The following is an 18,258-nucleotide window of genomic DNA, read 5'->3' as shown; positions in this document are numbered from 1 at the left end:
CCTTCACGCAAAAGGAAGGAACTCATCCATGTTCGACGACTTCGCCGACCGCGCCGATTCGGTGCTCGCCCCTTCGCGCTCGGCCACGCCGGTGACCCCGAGCGACAGCCAGCCGCTGGCGAGGCTGCCTAAGGCGCTTTACGTCGGCACGGGCGGGCACGTGACGTTGCGCTGCGTCGACGATGCCGCCGACGTGGTGTTCCGCAACGTGCCCGCTGGCGCGATCATCCGCGCGCGGGCGAGTCATGTCCGTGCAGCCGGAACCACGGCTACCGATATCGTGGCGCAGTTCTGATGCTGGGGTTCGACACCGGCTTCTGGTCCGCCGATACCGGCGGTGGGCTGATCGCGCCGCTCCGCGCGATGGCGGCCGGGGCGGCGATCCCGACCGGCGTCGCCGCGCTCGATGGCGACGCAACCATGGTGCGCAACCGCACGCGGCACGTGATCTTCGCACATTCGCCGACGATCCAGCCGCTGTTCGCCCTGTTTCGGACCAGCGACAGCGCGGGTGGAGTCGAGGCGGCGGTGTCCTGGCCTGAGGGAACGGTGTTCAAGGCGTCGGTCGAGTTGACCGTATCGGCAGGTGGTGCTCCCGCCACCGCGCTGAGACGGCTGACCTTCGGCGGGCAGGACAGTTATGTCGTGCCCGCCGGCGGCAGCACCGCGGCGATGCTTTACCCCGACCCGCTTCCCGCAAGCGCATTTCATCCGAACTTCGCGACACTGGGGCCCGGGGATACGGTGTTCGTCAAGCAGGAGATCGTCTTCCCGGCGGCGGGCACGGGGGTGATCGCGATCGCCGACGGTACGGGGCTCGGGACGGGCAACAGCGGCGAGGGGTGTTACTTCGGCGGAATCGGATCGGTCGATCTGCCGGGATCGCTGGTGGCGCAGGGCGGCAGCGCGGTGGGCGGCAGACTGATCAAGCCGCTGGCGATCCTGGGTCGCCATCGCTCGGTAGCGGTGTTGGCCATCGGCGACAGCATCGGCTTTGGCAAGGGCGTGAAGTCGAGCGGCGATGGTGCGACCGAGGGATCGTGGCCGGTGATGGCGGCCTATGCCGCGGGCGTGCCGCTGACCAAGGCCGCGCTTTCGGGCGACCGCGCGGCGGCGTTCACGCTCGCGCGCCGTGCCCAGGCGTTCGCGCTCGCCGCCCATCACAGCCACGCGATCGTGGCGCTGGGCACCAACGACGTCGGCGCGGGCGGCGCGGGCGCGACCCTGGCCGATCTGGTCGCCGGGATCGTCGCTGCGCTCCGCACGGTCAACCCGGCGCTACGCTGCTGGGCCGCCACGGTGCCGTTGCGCTGCGCGTCGTCGAGCGATGGGTGGACGACGCCGGCCGGGCAGTCGCTGCAGACGGGCTGGGGTGCGGGGCAGCGCCAGGATCAGGCCAATGCGGCGCTCGCCGGGCTGGTCGGCTCGGTGCTCGACGGCGTGGTCGACATCAATCCGGGGTTCGCCGACGCGGCCGACCCTTATCGGTGGAAGACCAACGGCGCGGCGAACTGGTCCACCGCTGACGGAACGCATCCGTTACAGGCGCGCCAGACCGACGCCTCGGCTATCGCGCGGCCGGTCATCGCGGGCTGGACCGCATGACGCGTGGTGCCGTACCCGAACGTTTCCCCGGGTCTCGTTTCTCGAAATATTCGAGCGTAGAGCGGTTCATCACCATTCGGCGTAGGAGAAGCCAAACATGGCAGAACAACTCGGGGCGCTCGCCGGCGGGACGTGAGTCGAGACGCAGAACGGCGACAGGCTGAAGCTTCAGCTCGCCGGCTCCGTCGAGGATTTCAGAGCGCGGCAGTTCGAGCAGGTCGTCGTGTCGCTCGACGAACGGCAGCTTCGCTCGCTGACCCGCGACCTTTTGCGGGCGGCGGCGAAGCGGCAGATCCTGCTTTATCTGCCGTTGAGCTGGTGGCGCCGGCTGCGGCGTGCCGCGCGCCAGCGATCGCCGTCGCCGTAGATGGTGCGGGGCTGTGCTATGGCAAAGGCGCATTCTCGCGGGTGAGCGCGGCGCGCGCCGCCGCGTGAAGACTGGCGGCATGGCTCGGCCAGTCGACGAGCATGCCGAGCGAATCGTCGTCCGGCGCGGCCGCGGCGATCGCATGAAGCGTTGCAGCATATTGGTTCGCCAGCGCAACTGCGCGGTCGGCGCGCGCCTTCTCGACATCGAAGCGGTCTTGCGTCACCCACAGCTTCACGTCGTCGATGCTGCGTCCCATGCAGGCGCTGCCCCCGCATCGACCGACCTCGGCGGCGAGTTCGGTGATAACCCGGGCGATCCCGCGCAAGGAGGCGACGTTGGTCTCGATCGGCGCGTCCTCCGCTTTCTCCGCGACCGAGCGGATCAGGCTGGACGAGGCGCGCCCCGCGACCGCCAGCAGGTCTTCGCGCGCCCGGTCTTCGTTACTCATTCCTGCCGTCCCATCCGTTGCCGAGCGATGGATCAATAACCAAGGGTGCGGCTGTGCGCCATGCAAAGGCGTCGGCACGGGCCAACGGGTCATAAGCGATCAGGGATGATCGCGCCGCGGGCTGTGCTAAGCGTTTCGGCCATGAACAAGGCAGTGACGGAGGATCTCCGCAGCCCCCGGCCGCGGATGATCGTGGTCATCAATTCGATCGGGAGCGGCGGGGCCGAGCGCGCCCTCGATCGCCTTCTTCGCGGCTGCAGCGACCGGCTGCAGCGGTATGACGTAGAGTTGGTGCTACTCGACCATGCACCGGAGATGCGCGCATTGCCGCCGCTCGCCGCGCACCACTGCCTGGATGCGCGGGGCAGCCTGGTTCGCAGCACGGTGCGGCTCGCCGCGTTGCTGCGGCGTCGCAAGCCGGACCTGCTCGTCAGCCTGCTGGTGCGATCCAACATGGCCGCGGCGGTCGCCGGGCCGATGCTGGGCGTGCCGACGATCCTGTGCGAACGGATGCACCTGACGTCGCATCTGGAGGGGCGGTATCGCGGAGTGCGACTCGGACTGCTCCGGCTGCTGCCGCGGCTGCTGTACGGCCGCGCGGCGCAGGTGCTGGCGGTGTCGCAGGGGGTCGCCGACGATCTCGTCGCTCGCTTCGGCGTCGCGGAGGAGCGGTTGCTGGTCATCCCGAACCCGTATGACATCGACGCTATCGTCGCGGAGGCGGCGGCCGAGCCGGAGATCGCTCTGCCGCCGGATTTCATCGTTGCGGTCGGACGGCTGGTCGCCGCGAAAGGCTTCGATGATTTGATCCGCGCCTATGCGATCGCTCGGCCGGAACTTCCCTTGCTAATCCTTGGCGAGGGGGCGGAGCGCATGGAACTCGAACGCCAGGCTTCCGATGCAGGGCTGTCAGAGTGGATCACCTTTGCGGGCTACCTCGCCAATCCGTTCGCAGTCGTCGGGCGGGCGACGTATCTGGTGTCAGCCTCGCACAACGAAGGATTTCCAAACGCTATCGCAGAGGCAATGGTGCTCGGCCGGCCGGTGCTTGCTACCGACTGCCCGAGCGGACCTGCCGAGCTACTCGGGGGCAGAGCAGGCGGACCGGGGAGCGTTGCGGCCGCGGCACATGGGCTGATCGTTCCGGACGCCGACGTGCGCGCGCTCGCCGCAGGGATGGACCGATTGCGCGATTCGGCGCTGCGCGAAAGGCTGGGCGCAGCGGCGCGGGCGCGGATGGAGGCGTTCCGCAGCGATGCGGTGACGGCGCGCTATTGGGCGGTGTTCGACCGCTTTCTGGGCGGCATAAGCGCGCGATAAAGTGCGAGATGCGCCGCGGCGGCGCGTGACAGGCTGTAGCGGGCGGCAATCGGTGCAGCGCCCGGCCAAGGCCGGTCGCGGGGCTTGGCTTCCTCCATCAGCGCATCGAGCGCGACCAGATCGCCCACCGGGAAATAGCAATGGTCCGGCAGGCCGAACTCGCGATGGACGGGGATGTCGGAGACGCGCACCGGCGCGCCGGCGACCAGCGCCTCGAGGATGACAAGGCCGAAACCCTCCATCGCAGACGCATGCAGGAACAGGGCGCAACGGCGGTACAGCGCGGCAAGTTCCTGCCCCTGGCGGCCCCCGAGGAAGATGACGTCAGGGCTCTCCGTGGCGCGCAGCTGCGCCTCATGGTCCGTATTGCCGACGCCGGACCCGACAATCACCAGCGGCAGCGTGCCCGGGCGTGCGGCGGCGCGTGCGGCGATAAGGTCGTCGAAGCGCTTAGTCTCGTCCATCCGGCCGACAGCGAGGAGGTAACCGCCCGGTTGCAGCCCCAAATTCCTGACGATGCGGTCGTCGGTGCCGGGCCCCTCCGGCGACGCGAGAACAGCGCCGTGTGTGATCGTGACGGTGCGCGCGGCGGCGTGAGGGGTTCGGGTCAGGAAGTCGCGGCGGAGCGCATCGCTGACGCAGATCACGCGGTGCGCGAATCGCCCCGCCAGATACTCGCCCAGACGAAGGAAGGCGCGGCCTGCGAACCCCCATTTTGGCCGCTCGAAATCGGCGGCGTGATGGGTGACCACCACCTTGGCGCCGAGCACGCGAGCGAGCGGGGTGAAGAAGCCGGGGCCGATGCCGTGCAGATGGACGATGTCCGCCGAGCGCCCGAAGCGAAGGAGCGCGTGGAGCGTGTGGACGAGCGTTTCCAGCGCACCGTTGCGGGGGGAGGGCAGCGCGATCTCGGTCAGCCCCTTGGCATCGCAGTCTGCTGCGCCTGTATAAGGAAGGCGGACGACGATCGTGAAGTTGAGGTCGGGTGCCTGCGACGCGAGCGCCGGATAGAGCACGGCGCAGTGCGTCTCGATACCGCCGATCACATCGCGCATAGCCCGCGCGCCGATCACGACAACGCGGCGTGCCCGGTATTGCTGATCGTCAGCCATCATTGCCGCGAGGAGGCGGCGTTGGCGAAGACGGCCCAGTAATGCTGGACCGCGCGATCGACGCTATAATCTTCAGCGCGCGCCCGGCCCGCCATGCCGAGCGCCACGCGCTCGGCGTCGGACAGGGTGTCGATCCAGCGTAGCGCTGCAGCGAGCGAAGCCTGATCGTCGGTGGGGACAAGACGGCCATGCGGCGTATCGAGTGGGCCGGCGATGCTCTCACGCGGGCGGTCGACAAGGATCTCGGATGGGCCTGAGGCGCAATTGGTGGCGATCACCGGGCGTTCCAGCGCCATCGCCTCGACCAAGGCGTTCGGAAAGCCCTCGCCGTTCGAGGCGCTGACATAGGCGTGGGCCTGGGCGACGAGCGCAAAGGGATTCGGGCTGAAGCCGCCGAGCACGATGCGACCGTTCAGGCCGAGCCGCGCTATCTCGGCCTGGAGCGTCTCGCGTTCAGGGCCTTCGCCCAGGATGAGCAGCCGCGCGGCGGGCTGCGCGTCCCGATAGGCGCGGACGAGCAGCGCCATGTTCTTGGTGTGGGTCAACCGACCGACCGCAATGAAATAAGGCAGCGCGAGGGGTGGCATGGCCGCTTCGTCGGCGCGGGCGCGAATGGCAGCGAGGTCTACCGGATTGGCAATCGCGGTGATGCGAGCTGGCTCGACGCCGAAGTTGCGCGCTAGGTCGTCCGCGACACCCTGCGACACCGCGATGATGCGGTCCGCGCGCGGGTAGGCAAGGCGGACAAGAAGGCGGCTCGGCACAGCGCGAAGGCCGGAGAGATGCGCGGAGGTGTTGACGCGTTCGCTGATGACTGTGCGCACGCCCTCGAGGCTGCCGACGGCGGCGGCGATCACGTTTGCGCGCGTGAGAAAGCTGACGATCAGGTCGGGCTTTTTGCTGCGGACAAGCGCACGAAGCGCGCGAAAACCGCGCGGGAGCGAGCCGCCGGTCGATAGGCGATGGACGGGAAGCCAGACGGGAGGGGGATAGGCGTCCCGGTCGTCGTCGAGCAGCGCCAGTGCCGAACCTTCGGCCAGCCGATCGCGCGAGCCCGCGACGATCGACAGCATGACCCGCTCGGCGCCGCCGCCTGCGAGCGAGTTGATCAGGAACAGGACGCGCATGTCAGATCCTCGCCAGCGCGCGGGTGATGATCCGGTCGGTGGCGCGCGCAATCTCGTCCCAGTCGAAGCGCGCGTTGATCGCCTCGCCGTCGATCGCGAAGGTCTCAGGCGCGGCTGCGAGCTTGGCGGCGAGCGCGTCGATGGAGCCCATCGGGAAGTAGCATGCGTCGGGCAGCGCGATCTCGAGGTTTGCGGGGATATCGCTCAGGAGCATGGGGGTGTTGGTCGCCGCCGCCTCCAGCGCGGCGATCGGCAGGCCTTCGTGGTGCGACGGCATGACGAACACTGACGCGGCCGTGTAGAGCGTGCGCAGCACCTCGTGCGACTGGAAACCCGCGAACACCACGCGGTTGCTCGCGCGGGCGAGCAGGTCGCGGGCGTATGCGTCCTGGTGGTCGGCGCCACCGGCGATCACCAGCGTGCGCGGGTCGCCGCTCTGCGCGTGCGCCGCGATCAGCTCGTGAAACGCCTTTTCGGGAACTAGCCGTCCGACCCCCAATATGTAGCCGCGGGGGCTAAGGCCGAAGCGCGCCAGCACTGCCGCGTCCCAGCTGCCGTCGCTCCCGCGGAATACCGCGCCAGCGCCGTTGGGAATGGCGTGGATGCGATCAGCCTTGTGCACGAATCGTTTCCGCAGCGAGCGGGCGACGGCTTCGGACACGACAATCGTCTCGTTCGCGCCGCCGACCGCCAGCCGCTCGGCGAGCTGGAGCAGCGCCTTGGCGGGGGCGTTCCACTTCGCGCGGTCGTAATCCTGCCCGTGATGGGTCAGCAGCACCCGCATCCCGAGCGCGCGTGCGAACGGCGCCAGCAGCCCGGGCCCGATCGCGTGAATGTGGACCAGCCGGGTGCGGCGGCGGAAGCGCAGGAACAGGATGGCGACGAACGTGTGGAGGATCGTTTCCAGATATTTGTTGCGCAACGCCGGCAGTGGCCAGAGTGCCAGGCCGTTCCATTCGCGCCGGGTCGCATCGACATATGGCGAACGCTCCGTCAGGTCTATCGGGCGTCCAGGTGAGAGCCGTCTGAGCCGCGGGTAGAGCTGTTCGACATGGGTTTCGATACCGCCCATGACTCCGGGCACGCCGCGCAGGCCGACAACGCCGATCCGTTCGGTTCCGGGAAGTAGGCGCGGCGCGGTCATGACGAAAATCCGATGCTGGGCTGGTCGCGCGACGCGCTGTTGCCGCTGCTGTAGCGCAGGCTAGGCGGGCGGTTCAACGCGTCAGCGCGGCGCCGAGCGAGAACACGGCGACCCAACTCGCCATGCCAGCCGTAATCATGGCAGTGATTCGGCGGCTCGCGCCCAACCGGCGCTGCAGTTGGGCCGCAGGTGAAACGCAGCGCGGCGGCATTCCGACCCGTCGCGGTTCGTCCGATGCCCTGTCGTATCGCGGAGACCCCGGGTAAGCGCCTGTGAGGCCGAGCAAGACATGTGGCTTATTCCTTACAGGCTTTCGCAGCGAATATGTCCTTCAGTGGATGAAGTTCGACTTTGCCGACATCGTTAACGTAGTGCACACGGTTGTGATACAGACCAAATTCTAGCATTCCAATTTGCCGGCTACTTCAATCCGTCAACCACTCATCTGTAGCTAATCGTGCTTTAACGGTCCTGCGTAAGTCGCTGGTGAAGGCCCACGTGCGAGTTTTGGAACATCGGGAAGGGGTTTGGACCTCGCCCCAATTGTTCAACGGAGCGGAAGCGTATCATGGCCGATCTCTTCATCACCCCAACCGGCAGCGGCAACAAGAGCGGCTCCAGCTGGAGCAACGCCGCTACCTTCACGGCAATCAACAGCATCGCCAAGAAGGCGGGTGACGGAGGCACCGTCTTCCTGGCGGCCGACAAGGGCGTCTACAATGTCACGGGATCGGTCAACATCGCCCAGGCCGGAGTCACGATCACCGGCATCAACACCGACGGCACCGCGGGCATGGCCACCTTCAACGGGACGCGCGCGGCCGATTGGACGGACGGCAAGGCTGAGGGTGGCGAGCTGTTCCGCATCGCCAAGGGCGCAAACGAAGTGTCCTTCAGCAACATTGCGGCGAACAACGTCGGCACCGTGTTCCGAGTATCGGGCGACCTGTCCGATCTCAGCATCGAGCACGTCACCGCAGACAACGTGTCACGCTTCTTCCAGACATACGCCTCCGACAAGAGCGCCGCGATCAGCGGCCTCTCGATCACCGATGTGGATGTCACCGGCTTTTCCAAAGGCGTGATCCGCCTCGCATATGATACCAACGACGTGCTGATCCAGGACGTTCGCGGCGACAGTGAGGGACAGGACGCCGCCGACGACTTTGCGATCGGCATCCATCTGGAAGGCACCACGCACGACGTCGTGATCCGCCGCACCATCATGGAGAACGCGAAGAGCACGGGCGGTGCCAAAAACTATTGGCAGGGCGACGGTTTCGCGAGCGAGGGCAGCACCTACAACGTCCTGCTCGAGGACACGGTCGCCCGCGGCAACACCGACGGCGGGTACGACATGAAGTCCGATCACCTGACGATGGTCCGCGCACTGGCGGAGGGTAACGGGCGCAATTTCCGGTTCTGGGGCGTCGACAATGTCGTCAAGGACTCGGTCGGCCTCGACCCGCACAAGATCGGTGGCATCAGCACGCAGAGTCAGGTCTTCGTCTCGCGAGGCGCAGAGGTCCGGTTCGAGAACAGCCTGTTCAAGGATTCGGGGTCCAGCACCAAGGCGATCTACAACGAAGGCGGCAAGGTGAGCTTCGTCAACTCGACGCTGGAATTGGCGAGCAGCGCCACCGCGTTCTTCGGCAAGATGAACGGCGGCGTGGATACGCTCAAGGTCGTGCGGACCGATGCGACCGGGGGCTGGTCCGCCGGATCGGTGATGGATGGCGTCGCCGACCTCTTGGCTGGGCCAGATGCGGCACCAGTAGTCGTGACGCCCGTGCAGCCCGACCCTGTCGTGCTGCCGCCGGTTGTCACGGAACCCGCCCCGGCACCGACGCCGGCGCCTCCGGCTCCGGTCGTCGCGCCGCCGGTCGTGGTCGCTCCGGTGCAACCCGCCCCGATCGTCACGCCACCGATCGTCGTCACACCGGCGAACCCCGCCGCCGAGCTGCACCGGGTGACCGGCACCGCAGCGAACGAAACGCTGAACGGCACCGCGGCGCGCGACACCTTCTACTTCGACGTGACCGCAGGAAGAACGGGCGTCGACACCGTCCGCGGCTTCGATGCGAACGACATCCTCGTCACCAAGCGCGCGCTGGTCGATAACAACAAGGACGGCATCATCACCTTCGGCGCCGGCACGCTCGACCTGGGCGACGGCGCAAGCAAGCTGCGCCTGGCGGACGTGTCCAAGGCAGGCCTGCGCTTCCTGGGCGCAACCGAGGATGGCTTCGCCTACGGCGAGGCGGCGGTACGGCCCAAAGGCGCCAAGGAAGGCAAGCTCGGCGCCGCCGATACGTTGACCGGCGGTTCGAAGGACAGCGCGACCGACAAGTTCTTCTTCGATCTCGATCTCGGCCTGTCCCTGGGCGTGGACACCGTCGCGAAATTCGGCGTCAAGGACGTGGTGATCACCACCGCGGCGCTCGGCGACGGCCCCGCCGGATCGGTGATCCAGGCGATCGACGGGTACTTCACGCTCGGTGACGACGGGGTCGACTTGGGATCGGTTGCGGCGTCCGACTTGGCGGCGCGCGCGGTGACCGCGCTCGAATTCGATGGGGCCCGTGTGATCGACGGTGTCGAATACTACGTCTACTCGAGCGTCGGCTCGGCGGTGGGCATGGAAGTGCTGGGCTGAACCTAAGCGGTTGACACTCCTCCTCTCCGCCGCGACAGCCTCAGCGGTATGTGGGGAGAGGGAGTGTCAACAGGCCTGAAAGTCTCGGTCGTCTCCGTGTTCTACAATCGCGGCGGGCTGCTGGACGAGACGGTCGCGTGCCTGCTGGCGCAGACCGCGACCGACATCGAGATCATCATCGTCGATGACGGATCGACCGACGACACGGCCGCCAAGCTGCGCGCGATCGACGATCCTCGCGTCCGGGTGCTGATCAAGGCCAACACCGGCTTCGTCAACGCAATGAACCAGGGCGTTTCGATGGCCCGCGGCGAATATGTCGCGGTTCACGGATCGGGCGATTATTCCTTTCCGCAGCGGATCGAGCGCCAGGCGGCGTTCCTCGACGCGCATCCGGAGGTTGGGGTGGTCGGCTGCCGATGGCGCGCCCCCAATCGCGACATCGGGCCCGTCGGCGCAGCCGAACGCGGGCCGATGCGTGCGGTCATGTTGCGGCGCAATCCATTCACCCATGGCGAAGTCATGTACCGACGCGCTTTGTTCGAGCGGGTCGGCGGTTATCGCCCGGCGTTTCGCTTCGCGCAGGATCGTGACCTGTGGCTTCGCATGGGTCGCTTCTGCGACTATGCGGTTATCCCTGAGCTGCTCTATGAGCGCCGTTTCCTGGACGACGGGGTCAGTCGCGACTGGCAGAAGCTTCTCTTGCAGAAGAAGCTCTCCCAATTTGCGGTGCAGTCGGCGGTAGCGGCCGGGTCCGACGGCGTTGATTGGCTCGACCGCTATGGCCCGGCGGCTTTCCTGTTTACGCGGCGGACCGAGCATGTCGCGCGCAAGCTGACGCTCGAAGGCTTGCGCTGGCTGCGCGATGATCGGCTGGAGGGCGGCCAAGCGTTGCTGGAGGCGGGCCTGCGCGAATATCGCAGCGTCTATACTGCCATGGGAGCGTTGCTTGGACGGGCGTCGGTTTCGCCCAGGCTGTTGCCGCTCGTACGGCTGCTGCTGAAGCGGCTCAGCCCGGCGTCGGATCGCGATCGCGAAACCTGAGCGGCAACGCTCCTATTTCCCCCGTAGCCGGCGTGGCAGGATCGCGTCCATGGCGCGCCGAGCGAGCACCCAATCGCCAGATTGCGGGAGCACGATCTCGCGCATACGGATGCCGGTGACTCGCGCGTAGAGCACGACGTAGCCGACCGTCGCCACGACATAGCCCAAGCTGGACGCGATCGCCGCCCCGGCCGCTCCGCTCCGCGGGATCAGCCAGAGCCCGAGGGCGACGTTGAGCACGAGCACTGGGATCATGACGACCATCGCCGCCCACGGCTTGCCGCGTCCGGCGAGGTCGGTGTTGAGCAGCTTGAACACGATGAACGCGGCGATGCCGGGCAACAGCAGCAGGCAGATTTCGGCGCTGTCGGCGAATCGGGCACCATAGAGCAGCGGAAACAGGTATTTCGCCACGATCGCAAGCCCGCCGGCGATGAGCAGCGAAGCGAGAAAGGAGAAGCGCGTGAGCGCCAGCAGCTTGGCCGAGAAGGCGCGTTCGTCCTGGGCATTGACCCCGCGCGACAGCACCAGCGAGCCGAGCACGCTCGGCACCTCCCAGATCAGCTCGGCGATCACGATCGCCTGAGCGTAGAGGCCTACCTCGCGCAGGCTGCCGAGCCGGGTCAGCAGCAAGATCATGATGCGGTAGTTGAGCAGGAGCACGACCATCGCGGCGGCGTAGCTCACCCCCTTGCTCTGCAGCGCAGCGGCGAGGCCGCGATCGAAGCCGAGTCGCAGCGGGGTATCCCGGTGCAGCAGCCATAAAGCATAGGCCGCACCTGCCGCCGATCCGGCTACGCTCGCGACCAGCACGCCTTTCACGCCCAGACGGAATCCCCAGCCGAGCAGCGCCACCAGCAGGAGGTTGATCAGCGCGGGCCGCCAGCTCGCACGACGAAACGCGGCGATTCGCTGCCGACCGAGAAACACGCCGCTCGCGTAGCTCGCGACAAGCGAAAAGGGGATGGCGGCCACAGCAAGCAAGCGAAGACCCCAATCGTCTGCGGCGACTCCGGCCAGTTCAAACCAGCCGAACGATAGGAGCATGGCAGCGGCGCTGGCCATGACGGCAAGGGAAAGCAGAGTCGGGACGAGCCGTTCGGCGGGATAAAGTCCGCGCCCCAGGTGAAACGCCGTCGATTGGCGGATCCCCATCTCGGATATGTTCACCGCGATCTGTGCCGGCACGCTGAGCGCCGCGATTAGCCCGCGCCCTTCGGGGCCGAGCAGGCGCGCGACGAGAAGGCCGGACAAGAACTGCGCGGCCTTCACTGCGATTCGGCTTGTGGCGACTCCAACGAGATCGTGGGCGAATCCGCCGCCGCCCGGCGGTCGCTTCGACGGCTTCGTCGAACGGGTCGTCGGTTCGGGATCGTACATGCTCGGACGTGCCATAATCTTTGCGTAGTTGATTATGTGCTAAAATGGATCATTTTCTTGGGTTTGCTCGACTTCACTTACGGGAACCCTGATCCATGAAGGTGCGTTAGCCACCTCCGGTAAGATTGACGGGCTGCGCTTTGTGCCCCAATCACCAGACGGTGACGACAAAAAAGCCCTATCGCTCAGAGGGTTGAAACCTTTTCTCGCTGCAGGGAGGCTCGAAAATCGATGCCGTGCGTGAGATGACGTGATTTTTACCATAGCCCTAAAAAGTGTACGAGCTCTTCGCGGATATTGTTGACACTTCGTTAGGGAACAGGCATTTGGCGGCCAGGGTTTGGAGAGGCCTGGGAGCGTGATCGCGATCGACAGCGGTCTCAGCTTCATATTCCATCAGTTGAACCTAGTTTACCAGGGAGAAGAGTAATGCCTTTGGACGGAAATTTCAGCCTGTTCCCGACGTATAATGCGGCGAATATCCGAGATTTCGGCGGCGGAAACGCCGGCGAGACCCTGATCAGCACGGCAGGCGCCGATGCGTTCCTGTTCCGTTCGTCGGCTTCGGGCCGCAACGACGCGATTGTTGGCTTTGAGGCTAACGACTCGCTGATCGCCGATCAGGACATTTTCGACGGCAACGGTGACGGCTACATCGACTTCGGCGGCAACAATGTTCTCGACGTCGAGCGTACCGGTGCCGGCAACAGCAAGCGCGGTGACTATTCGGTTTCCGTGGCGGGTCAGGGCGGCGACTCGATCCAGACGATCCGTTACCTCGGTTCCAAGGATGGTAGCTTCGTTTATGCGTCGGCAGATACCCGCGACCAGCTGCTCGGCCACTTCAAGAAGGGCTTCGACAGCACCCAGGGCTTCACCGGCGGCGACAGCTCGCTGACGGGCTTCGCGACCCGCTACGACAGCTCGGTCGCGACCGAAACCTTCAACGTGGGCAACACGTCGGCGGCGATCCTGTTCGACAACCAGCTCGGCCTGAACCTCGGCGGCGACACCGTGAACGGTTTCGGCACCGACGACCTGTTGATCTTCACCTCGGCTCTGTACGATGGTGACCGCGACGGCTTCATCCGCTTCGACAAGAACCGGGTGCTCGACGTATCGGCGCAGGATCCCGACGCGCGCGATCCGGTTACGGTGGCAAACGGCGACAGCACCGGTGCTCCGGGCGGCCAGGTCGACGTGAACGGCGCTACCGACGTTCTGAAGATCGAGTTTCTCGGTTCGAAGACGATCGGCACCGGCCTCGAAGCTGTGACCTATTATTATTATGGTCATATCGACGGCAACTATGCTCTCGACGGCGTCGGCGGCGTATAAAAACCCGTTAGTTTGACGGTTTGAATGGGCTCGTCCTCTCATGAGGGCGGGCCCATTTGCTTGTGGGGGCCACCGGACGCGTTCCGGGAGTTGGGCTCAAACAGCTGCATGTGAAGCGGTCGCATCGTGGCTGAACGGTGAAGCCGGCCTCCCTCGCTGTGCATGGCGGTTTGCACGCCAGCCATCCTGTCTGGACGCCGGCAGGACCAATAGACCGGGCTGGCGAAAATGGCCGCATTGCCGCCGTGGAGCCGGTTGGCACCGATGCAAGGTGCCGCGCGCTCTGATCGGCAGCCGCTGCGAGCGACGGGCACGCCGCGCAATGCCGTTCGCGGCTGCCCCGATTGCAGAGCGTAGCACCAGTGACACTTGCAAACCGGCATCCAGACGCAACGCGCAGGTCTGTGTCGACACTCACAATGCCAAGGACAGCGTCCATCGCCGCTGTTCAATCGTGCAGATCGTGACCCGATCGCGAGCCAATGGCCTCGGCTCACCTACCCGAGCGAAGCGATCGACGAAGGTTGCGCGCGTCCTACGGGACGGGCTCTATCACCGATCGTAGCGGCGGGTATATCAGAGGCCGCTCCGCCGCGCTGTATCTGCTGGATATCGCCGCCCCGACAGATCGACCGCCCCGCTCCCCGCGGGTCGCGAATCACGCTGCGAACGCCGCGCCCGTGCGGCATAGTGCGCGGTGAGCCCGCACAGGAGGGCGTAGAAGATCATCCCTTCGATCATCCACATCGGCATCGTCGCCATATTGAGCAGGATGAACGAAAGATGCGCGGAGATCAGTTTCCAACGAATGTCCGGCGGGGCGAGTGCCGCCATGCCAAGAAAGCCACCCCACAGGATGAGCATGGCAAGCACGCCGACGATACCAATCTCGTACAGTGCAGAGACCAGCGTGTTGTGAGCGTAGATGTCCATCACGCCCGACCATGACTCGGGACCGAAGCCGACCACCTTCTGCCACGCTTCCCCCTCGTCCCAGGCGTAAATGTATCTGCTCCAAATCGCCGGGCGTCCCGACAACAGCCGACGGTCCTCGGTCGACAGCGTGGTCGGCGGCTGGATGATGTCGAACCCTTTCTCGTAGATCACCCCAAGGTCCGCGAATCGTTCCTGACTCGTCACCGCCATGCCCGTCAGCCCCAATGCCACCACCGCGGCGACGAACGCTCCCGCCAGCTTGCGCTGATCTGGGACGAACAATCGCGTGAGCGCGACGAGCAGGGTCACCGCCGCCAGCGGTGCAGCACCGAGGATCGAGGTTCGGTAATTGGCCGCCAGAAGCCCGGCGACGCACCAGAGCAGGAGCGCGAGGCGAATGGGAAAGCGCACCCGGTCGGCGAAGCAGGTGACCAGAACCGCGGTGACGAGCAGCATCGAATACGCTGCCTCGTGATTGAACCCGCCGATGTAACTGGCTGACCCGTCGATTTCCCCCGCCTTTGTAAGACCCAGCGGAACGCCGAGAATCTGGAAACCCAACGGTATCAGCGCGACGGGCAGGAGCAGGCCCATCAGCCGCGCGGCACCGACGTCGTCCGTCGCCTGGTAGGCAAGCACCGCCAGCACGCCGAAATAGGCAAATTTGATTAATGCGCTGCTCGCTTGCGCAATATCGCCGTTCGCCACGGCGCTGACTGCCATGACCAGGATGATCGGCGCGAGCGGCATGACGATGCGGCCGAGTCCCGGCCGCCGCCGAATGACCAGCAAACCCGCAGCACAGATCGCAACGGAAGCAAGCGCATTCCAACTTAGCCCGAGCGGCGATGCCTTGTAGGTATAGACGTGTGCCGCCGCCAAAGCCGAGCGCATGCCGACCGCGACGATCAGGAACGACGCGGGAACGCTGCCTGCCCGTCGCGCCTGATATGCACTGAGCAGAAGGACGAGAAGGATCGCAGGGAGCAGCGCCCAGACCGGCAGCCCGACGGCACTCACTTTTTCGGGGTTCATCCGTCGCTCCGGCGGTGGAAAACGGCGCGGGTATGCCCGACTATCCCGGTGATATGCTGTCCGGCGATCGCCTGGGCGCGCAGATGTCGATGACGTATCCGACCCGATGTCATCGGGTGCGTGTAGCAGACGCGGAGATCGGTGAAAGTGCCTGTTGCGTGCCGGACGAGGCAGACAAGGCAAAGCCGGCCCGACAAGATGTCGAGCCGGCCGGTTGCAAGGTTAGAATGTCAACTGCGCAACGTCCGAAGCCGATCCTTCGAGGCTGTAGACGTAGTAGGTGACGCCTTCGCGGACCATCGCGCCGTCGAACTCCAGCCCGCCGACCTGGGCACCGTCCATTCCCGTCATCGTCACGGAGCCGCCCTCGCCGGCAAGGATGACGTCGCCGGGTCCACCGACTCCGCCAGACAAGCCCAGCTTGCCGCTGGTCAGGGCGATGCGGCCGTCGCCGTTGCCGTCGACCAGCGCCGTGGTCGTGACCAGCAAATCCTTGGCCCCGAAGTTGACAACCGTGTCGTTACCGAGATCGATGTCGAGTGCGGTGTCGAAGAAGAATACGCTCTTCTTCTTGTCGCCGGTATCGCCGCTGAGCAGGTCGTCGCCGAGCTTGCTTTCCACCGTGTTCTTGGGGCGCACGACCAGGGAAGCGTAAACCGACAGACCGGCCTCGTCCGTGCCCATGTACCTGAGCGATCCCATACCCGGCGTGGCGATCGTGTCCTTGAAGCCCTCGGGCGAGTCGACCACCAGCTTGGACTTCTGGTATTTGATGATTCCGTCGCCGTTGGCGTCGGACAACGCGCCCTTGGTAACAAGAATGTCGTTCTTGCCGAAATTGACGATCCGGTCGTTGCCAGAGTCTGCGTCCTTATCGAAATAGAACGTGTTCTGGTAGGACGCGCCGGTCAGCACGTCATCACTCGCGGCCGAACCGTCAAGCGTGCCTGCGCGCTGCAGGAGTGCCGAATCGGGCAACGAAGGGTTGACCGGCGGCGTGGGCGTAGGCGCGGTGACCGTGACCGACACCGTCGACGTGGACGATGCCTTGCCGTCTGAGGCGGAGTAGGTGAAGCTGTCGCTCCCCGCATATCCTGCCTTGGCGACGTAGGTAAACGAACCGTCGGCTGCCAGGGTAACCGTACCGTTGGCCGCGCCCGAAGCCAGTGAGGCGGTCAGCTTGCCGCCTTCCGGATCGATGTCGTTGCTGAGCACATTGCCAGTGCCGGTAGCGGTCCCCACGACGCTTACTGCGTCGGCGACAGCGACCGGTGCCGTGTTCGGAACAGCGGCGACGCTGATCGACACCGTCGCGCTCGATGACGCCTTGCCGTCGGACGCGGTGTAAGTAAACGTGTCCGACCCCACGAAGCCTGCCTTGGCGGCATAGGTATAGGTGCCGTCCGCGGCAAGCTTGACCGTGCCATTCGCCGGGCCGGACTTGAGCGCCGCGGTCAGCGCGTTGCCGTCTTTGTCGGTATCGTTCGACAATACGTTGCCGGTGCCCGCCGCGGTTCCCACCACCGAAAGCTTGTCGGCGACAGCCACCGGAGCGGTGTTGTCGTCCACCGGTTTGGTGGGAACGGTGGGGCTTTCCAAATTGATCGCCGCGATCGTCCCGGCGAGATCATTGGTCAGACCCATGTAGAAGGTCAGCGTCGTCGCCTGACCGGCTTTCAGCGTGCCGACGGAGAACGTCATGTTGATCGCCGCGTCGCCCTTCATTGAATAGCCGGCGGCCTGGGGCGTGTTATGCGCCGCGGCGGCATAGGGGTCTTCGTTGATCCAGCCATAGGTCGAAGCAACGGCGCGGAAGTCGTTCGCGTAAAAGAAGGCCGGATTCGACGTGCCGCTGGCATAGGCCGCGACCAGCGCCTCGCGCCCTCCTTGTTTCACGATGGCATTGTTCGTGGAGTAGGTCGCGCCATGATCCGGATCGAGCGTACGCATGTAGCGGACATCCGCCATGTCGGTGCTGGACTCGTTGGTCAGCGTGATGTCGAAGCGCAGATACTTGGCATCCTGGCTCAGTGTGATCGCCTGAGCGACGTCCAGCTTCTCCTTGGTCTCGCCGTGCCATGTTGCCTGAGCCTGTGAGGCCGATTTGCTCACGTCCCCGGAACCTGCGATTTCGGTCAGGCCGTCCAGCATTTGATTGGACTGGATGTGGGTCTTGCCACCGATCTTGTACCCGATGTTGAAGCCTTCGATCGACACCCCTCCGAGCACCGCGTCGTTGACCGTACTCGCCTTGCCTTTCCCGAATCCGTCAAAATCCGCGAACAGGCCGGTGCTGATGTAACCCTGCGCGATGTTGGTGCTGTAACTGGTGGGCGCAGCGCCCACCGTGCCGAGCGAACCGAATTTGTTGATGCCGACGGACAGGAAGCTGCCCTGGAGAAAAACTTCGCCGCCAGTGGTTTCGGTGCCTAGAATTGCCATGTGAGCATCCTAATCGAGTGAAAAGATCCCCCGACGGCTGGCTCGAGATCAAGCCGTGCCGCCGCCGCTAAGGTCGGGGTCCATCACGGTCCCTCCCTATCGACGTTGTCGCATTGTCCAACCTTACCGAAATGCTACAACAATAGTTTCCGGTTCGTTAAGGCTGTGGTCCGAGCGCCCTGCGATTGTACGCCCGTATTCGTTAGGGAAGATGCCCCCCGGCGTCCCTGCGGAGGTTGTTAGCCCTGCAACCAAGTAAGTTCGCTCTCATTTCGATCAAACGTTGCGTTTTGGCGATGAA

The 18,258-nt window shown here is 65.4% G+C and carries 14 protein-coding genes; 7 read left to right on the top strand and 7 right to left on the bottom strand.

All coding sequences use genetic code 11. The features are described 5' to 3' along the window. Window positions 1-28 precede the first annotated feature (28 nt). The 3 genes from VF643_RS05860 (at window position 29) to VF643_RS05850 (ending at window position 1,972) form a co-directional block, all read left to right on the top strand. Entirely contained in the window at window positions 29-295 is a 267-nt protein-coding gene (locus VF643_RS05860; RefSeq protein ID WP_331042441.1) for a spike base protein, RCAP_Rcc01079 family, read from the top strand. Next, the gene (locus tag VF643_RS05855) at window positions 295-1,605 is read left to right on the top strand and encodes an SGNH/GDSL hydrolase family protein (protein ID WP_331042440.1); all 1,311 of its coding nucleotides are present in this window, start codon (window positions 295-297) and stop codon (window positions 1,603-1,605) included. The genes VF643_RS05860 and VF643_RS05855 overlap by 1 nt, the downstream gene beginning before the upstream one ends. 223 nt (window positions 1,606-1,828) lie before the next feature. Beyond that, window positions 1,829-1,972, top strand: coding sequence for a hypothetical protein (locus VF643_RS05850; protein WP_331042439.1), 144 nt, complete (start codon window positions 1,829-1,831; stop codon window positions 1,970-1,972). Window positions 1,973-1,988: 16 nt separating this feature from the next. On the opposite strand, the gene VF643_RS05845 is transcribed toward VF643_RS05850, so the two are convergent. Further along, window positions 1,989-2,423, bottom strand: coding sequence for a hypothetical protein (locus VF643_RS05845; RefSeq protein WP_331042438.1), 435 nt, complete (start codon window positions 2,421-2,423; stop codon window positions 1,989-1,991). A 141-nt stretch (window positions 2,424-2,564) separates the two neighbouring features. Between VF643_RS05845 and VF643_RS05840 the strand changes: the two genes are divergently transcribed. After that, the gene (locus VF643_RS05840; protein ID WP_331042437.1) at window positions 2,565-3,743 is read left to right on the top strand and encodes a glycosyltransferase; all 1,179 of its coding nucleotides are present in this window, start codon (window positions 2,565-2,567) and stop codon (window positions 3,741-3,743) included. Here the strand turns inward: VF643_RS05840 and VF643_RS05835 are convergent. The 3 genes from VF643_RS05835 to VF643_RS05825 are packed head-to-tail and all read right to left on the bottom strand — an operon-like array spanning window position 3,695 to window position 7,126. Then, the gene (locus VF643_RS05835) at window positions 3,695-4,858 is read right to left on the bottom strand and encodes a glycosyltransferase family 4 protein (RefSeq protein ID WP_331042436.1); all 1,164 of its coding nucleotides are present in this window, start codon (window positions 4,856-4,858) and stop codon (window positions 3,695-3,697) included. The genes VF643_RS05840 and VF643_RS05835 overlap by 49 nt on opposite strands. Next, on the bottom strand, window positions 4,855-5,982 hold the full coding sequence (locus tag VF643_RS05830; protein WP_331042435.1) for a glycosyltransferase: 1,128 nt from the start codon (window positions 5,980-5,982) through the stop codon (window positions 4,855-4,857). The genes VF643_RS05835 and VF643_RS05830 overlap by 4 nt, the downstream gene beginning before the upstream one ends. A gap of 1 nt (window position 5,983) precedes the next feature. Next, window positions 5,984-7,126: a glycosyltransferase family 4 protein gene (locus tag VF643_RS05825; RefSeq protein WP_331042434.1), complete on the bottom strand. Its 1,143-nt coding sequence runs from the start codon at window positions 7,124-7,126 to the stop codon at window positions 5,984-5,986. A gap of 568 nt (window positions 7,127-7,694) precedes the next feature. Between VF643_RS05825 and VF643_RS05820 the strand changes: the two genes are divergently transcribed. Beyond that, window positions 7,695-9,782 (top strand): hypothetical protein, encoded by a 2,088-nt coding sequence (locus tag VF643_RS05820; RefSeq protein WP_331042433.1) that lies wholly within the window; start codon window positions 7,695-7,697, stop codon window positions 9,780-9,782. Window positions 9,783-9,845: 63 nt separating this feature from the next. Continuing rightward, the gene (locus VF643_RS05815) at window positions 9,846-10,826 is read left to right on the top strand and encodes a glycosyltransferase (RefSeq protein WP_331042432.1); all 981 of its coding nucleotides are present in this window, start codon (window positions 9,846-9,848) and stop codon (window positions 10,824-10,826) included. A gap of 12 nt (window positions 10,827-10,838) precedes the next feature. On the opposite strand, the gene VF643_RS05810 is transcribed toward VF643_RS05815, so the two are convergent. Continuing rightward, the gene (locus VF643_RS05810) at window positions 10,839-12,206 is read right to left on the bottom strand and encodes a lipopolysaccharide biosynthesis protein (RefSeq protein ID WP_331042451.1); all 1,368 of its coding nucleotides are present in this window, start codon (window positions 12,204-12,206) and stop codon (window positions 10,839-10,841) included. A gap of 429 nt (window positions 12,207-12,635) precedes the next feature. Here VF643_RS05810 and VF643_RS05805 point away from each other — a divergent pair, with 429 nt between their 5' ends. Then, complete coding sequence (locus tag VF643_RS05805; RefSeq protein WP_331042431.1) at window positions 12,636-13,544, top strand: hypothetical protein; 909 nt, start codon at window positions 12,636-12,638, stop codon at window positions 13,542-13,544. A 576-nt stretch (window positions 13,545-14,120) separates the two neighbouring features. On the opposite strand, the gene VF643_RS05800 is transcribed toward VF643_RS05805, so the two are convergent. Further along, a complete protein-coding gene (locus VF643_RS05800) occupies window positions 14,121-15,515 on the bottom strand; it encodes a hypothetical protein (protein ID WP_331042430.1) in 1,395 nt (464 codons plus the stop codon). 222 nt (window positions 15,516-15,737) lie between these two features. Continuing rightward, window positions 15,738-17,957 (bottom strand): Ig-like domain-containing protein, encoded by a 2,220-nt coding sequence (locus VF643_RS05795; RefSeq protein WP_331042429.1) that lies wholly within the window; start codon window positions 17,955-17,957, stop codon window positions 15,738-15,740. Between the last annotated feature and the right edge of the window lie 301 nt (window positions 17,958-18,258).

The organism is Sphingomonas sp. (genome assembly GCF_036387595.1).
Classification (GTDB): Bacteria; Pseudomonadota; Alphaproteobacteria; order Sphingomonadales; family Sphingomonadaceae; genus Sphingomonas.
Note: the sequence above shows the minus strand (reverse complement) of the source record. Positions and strands in the feature narration are given on the sequence as shown.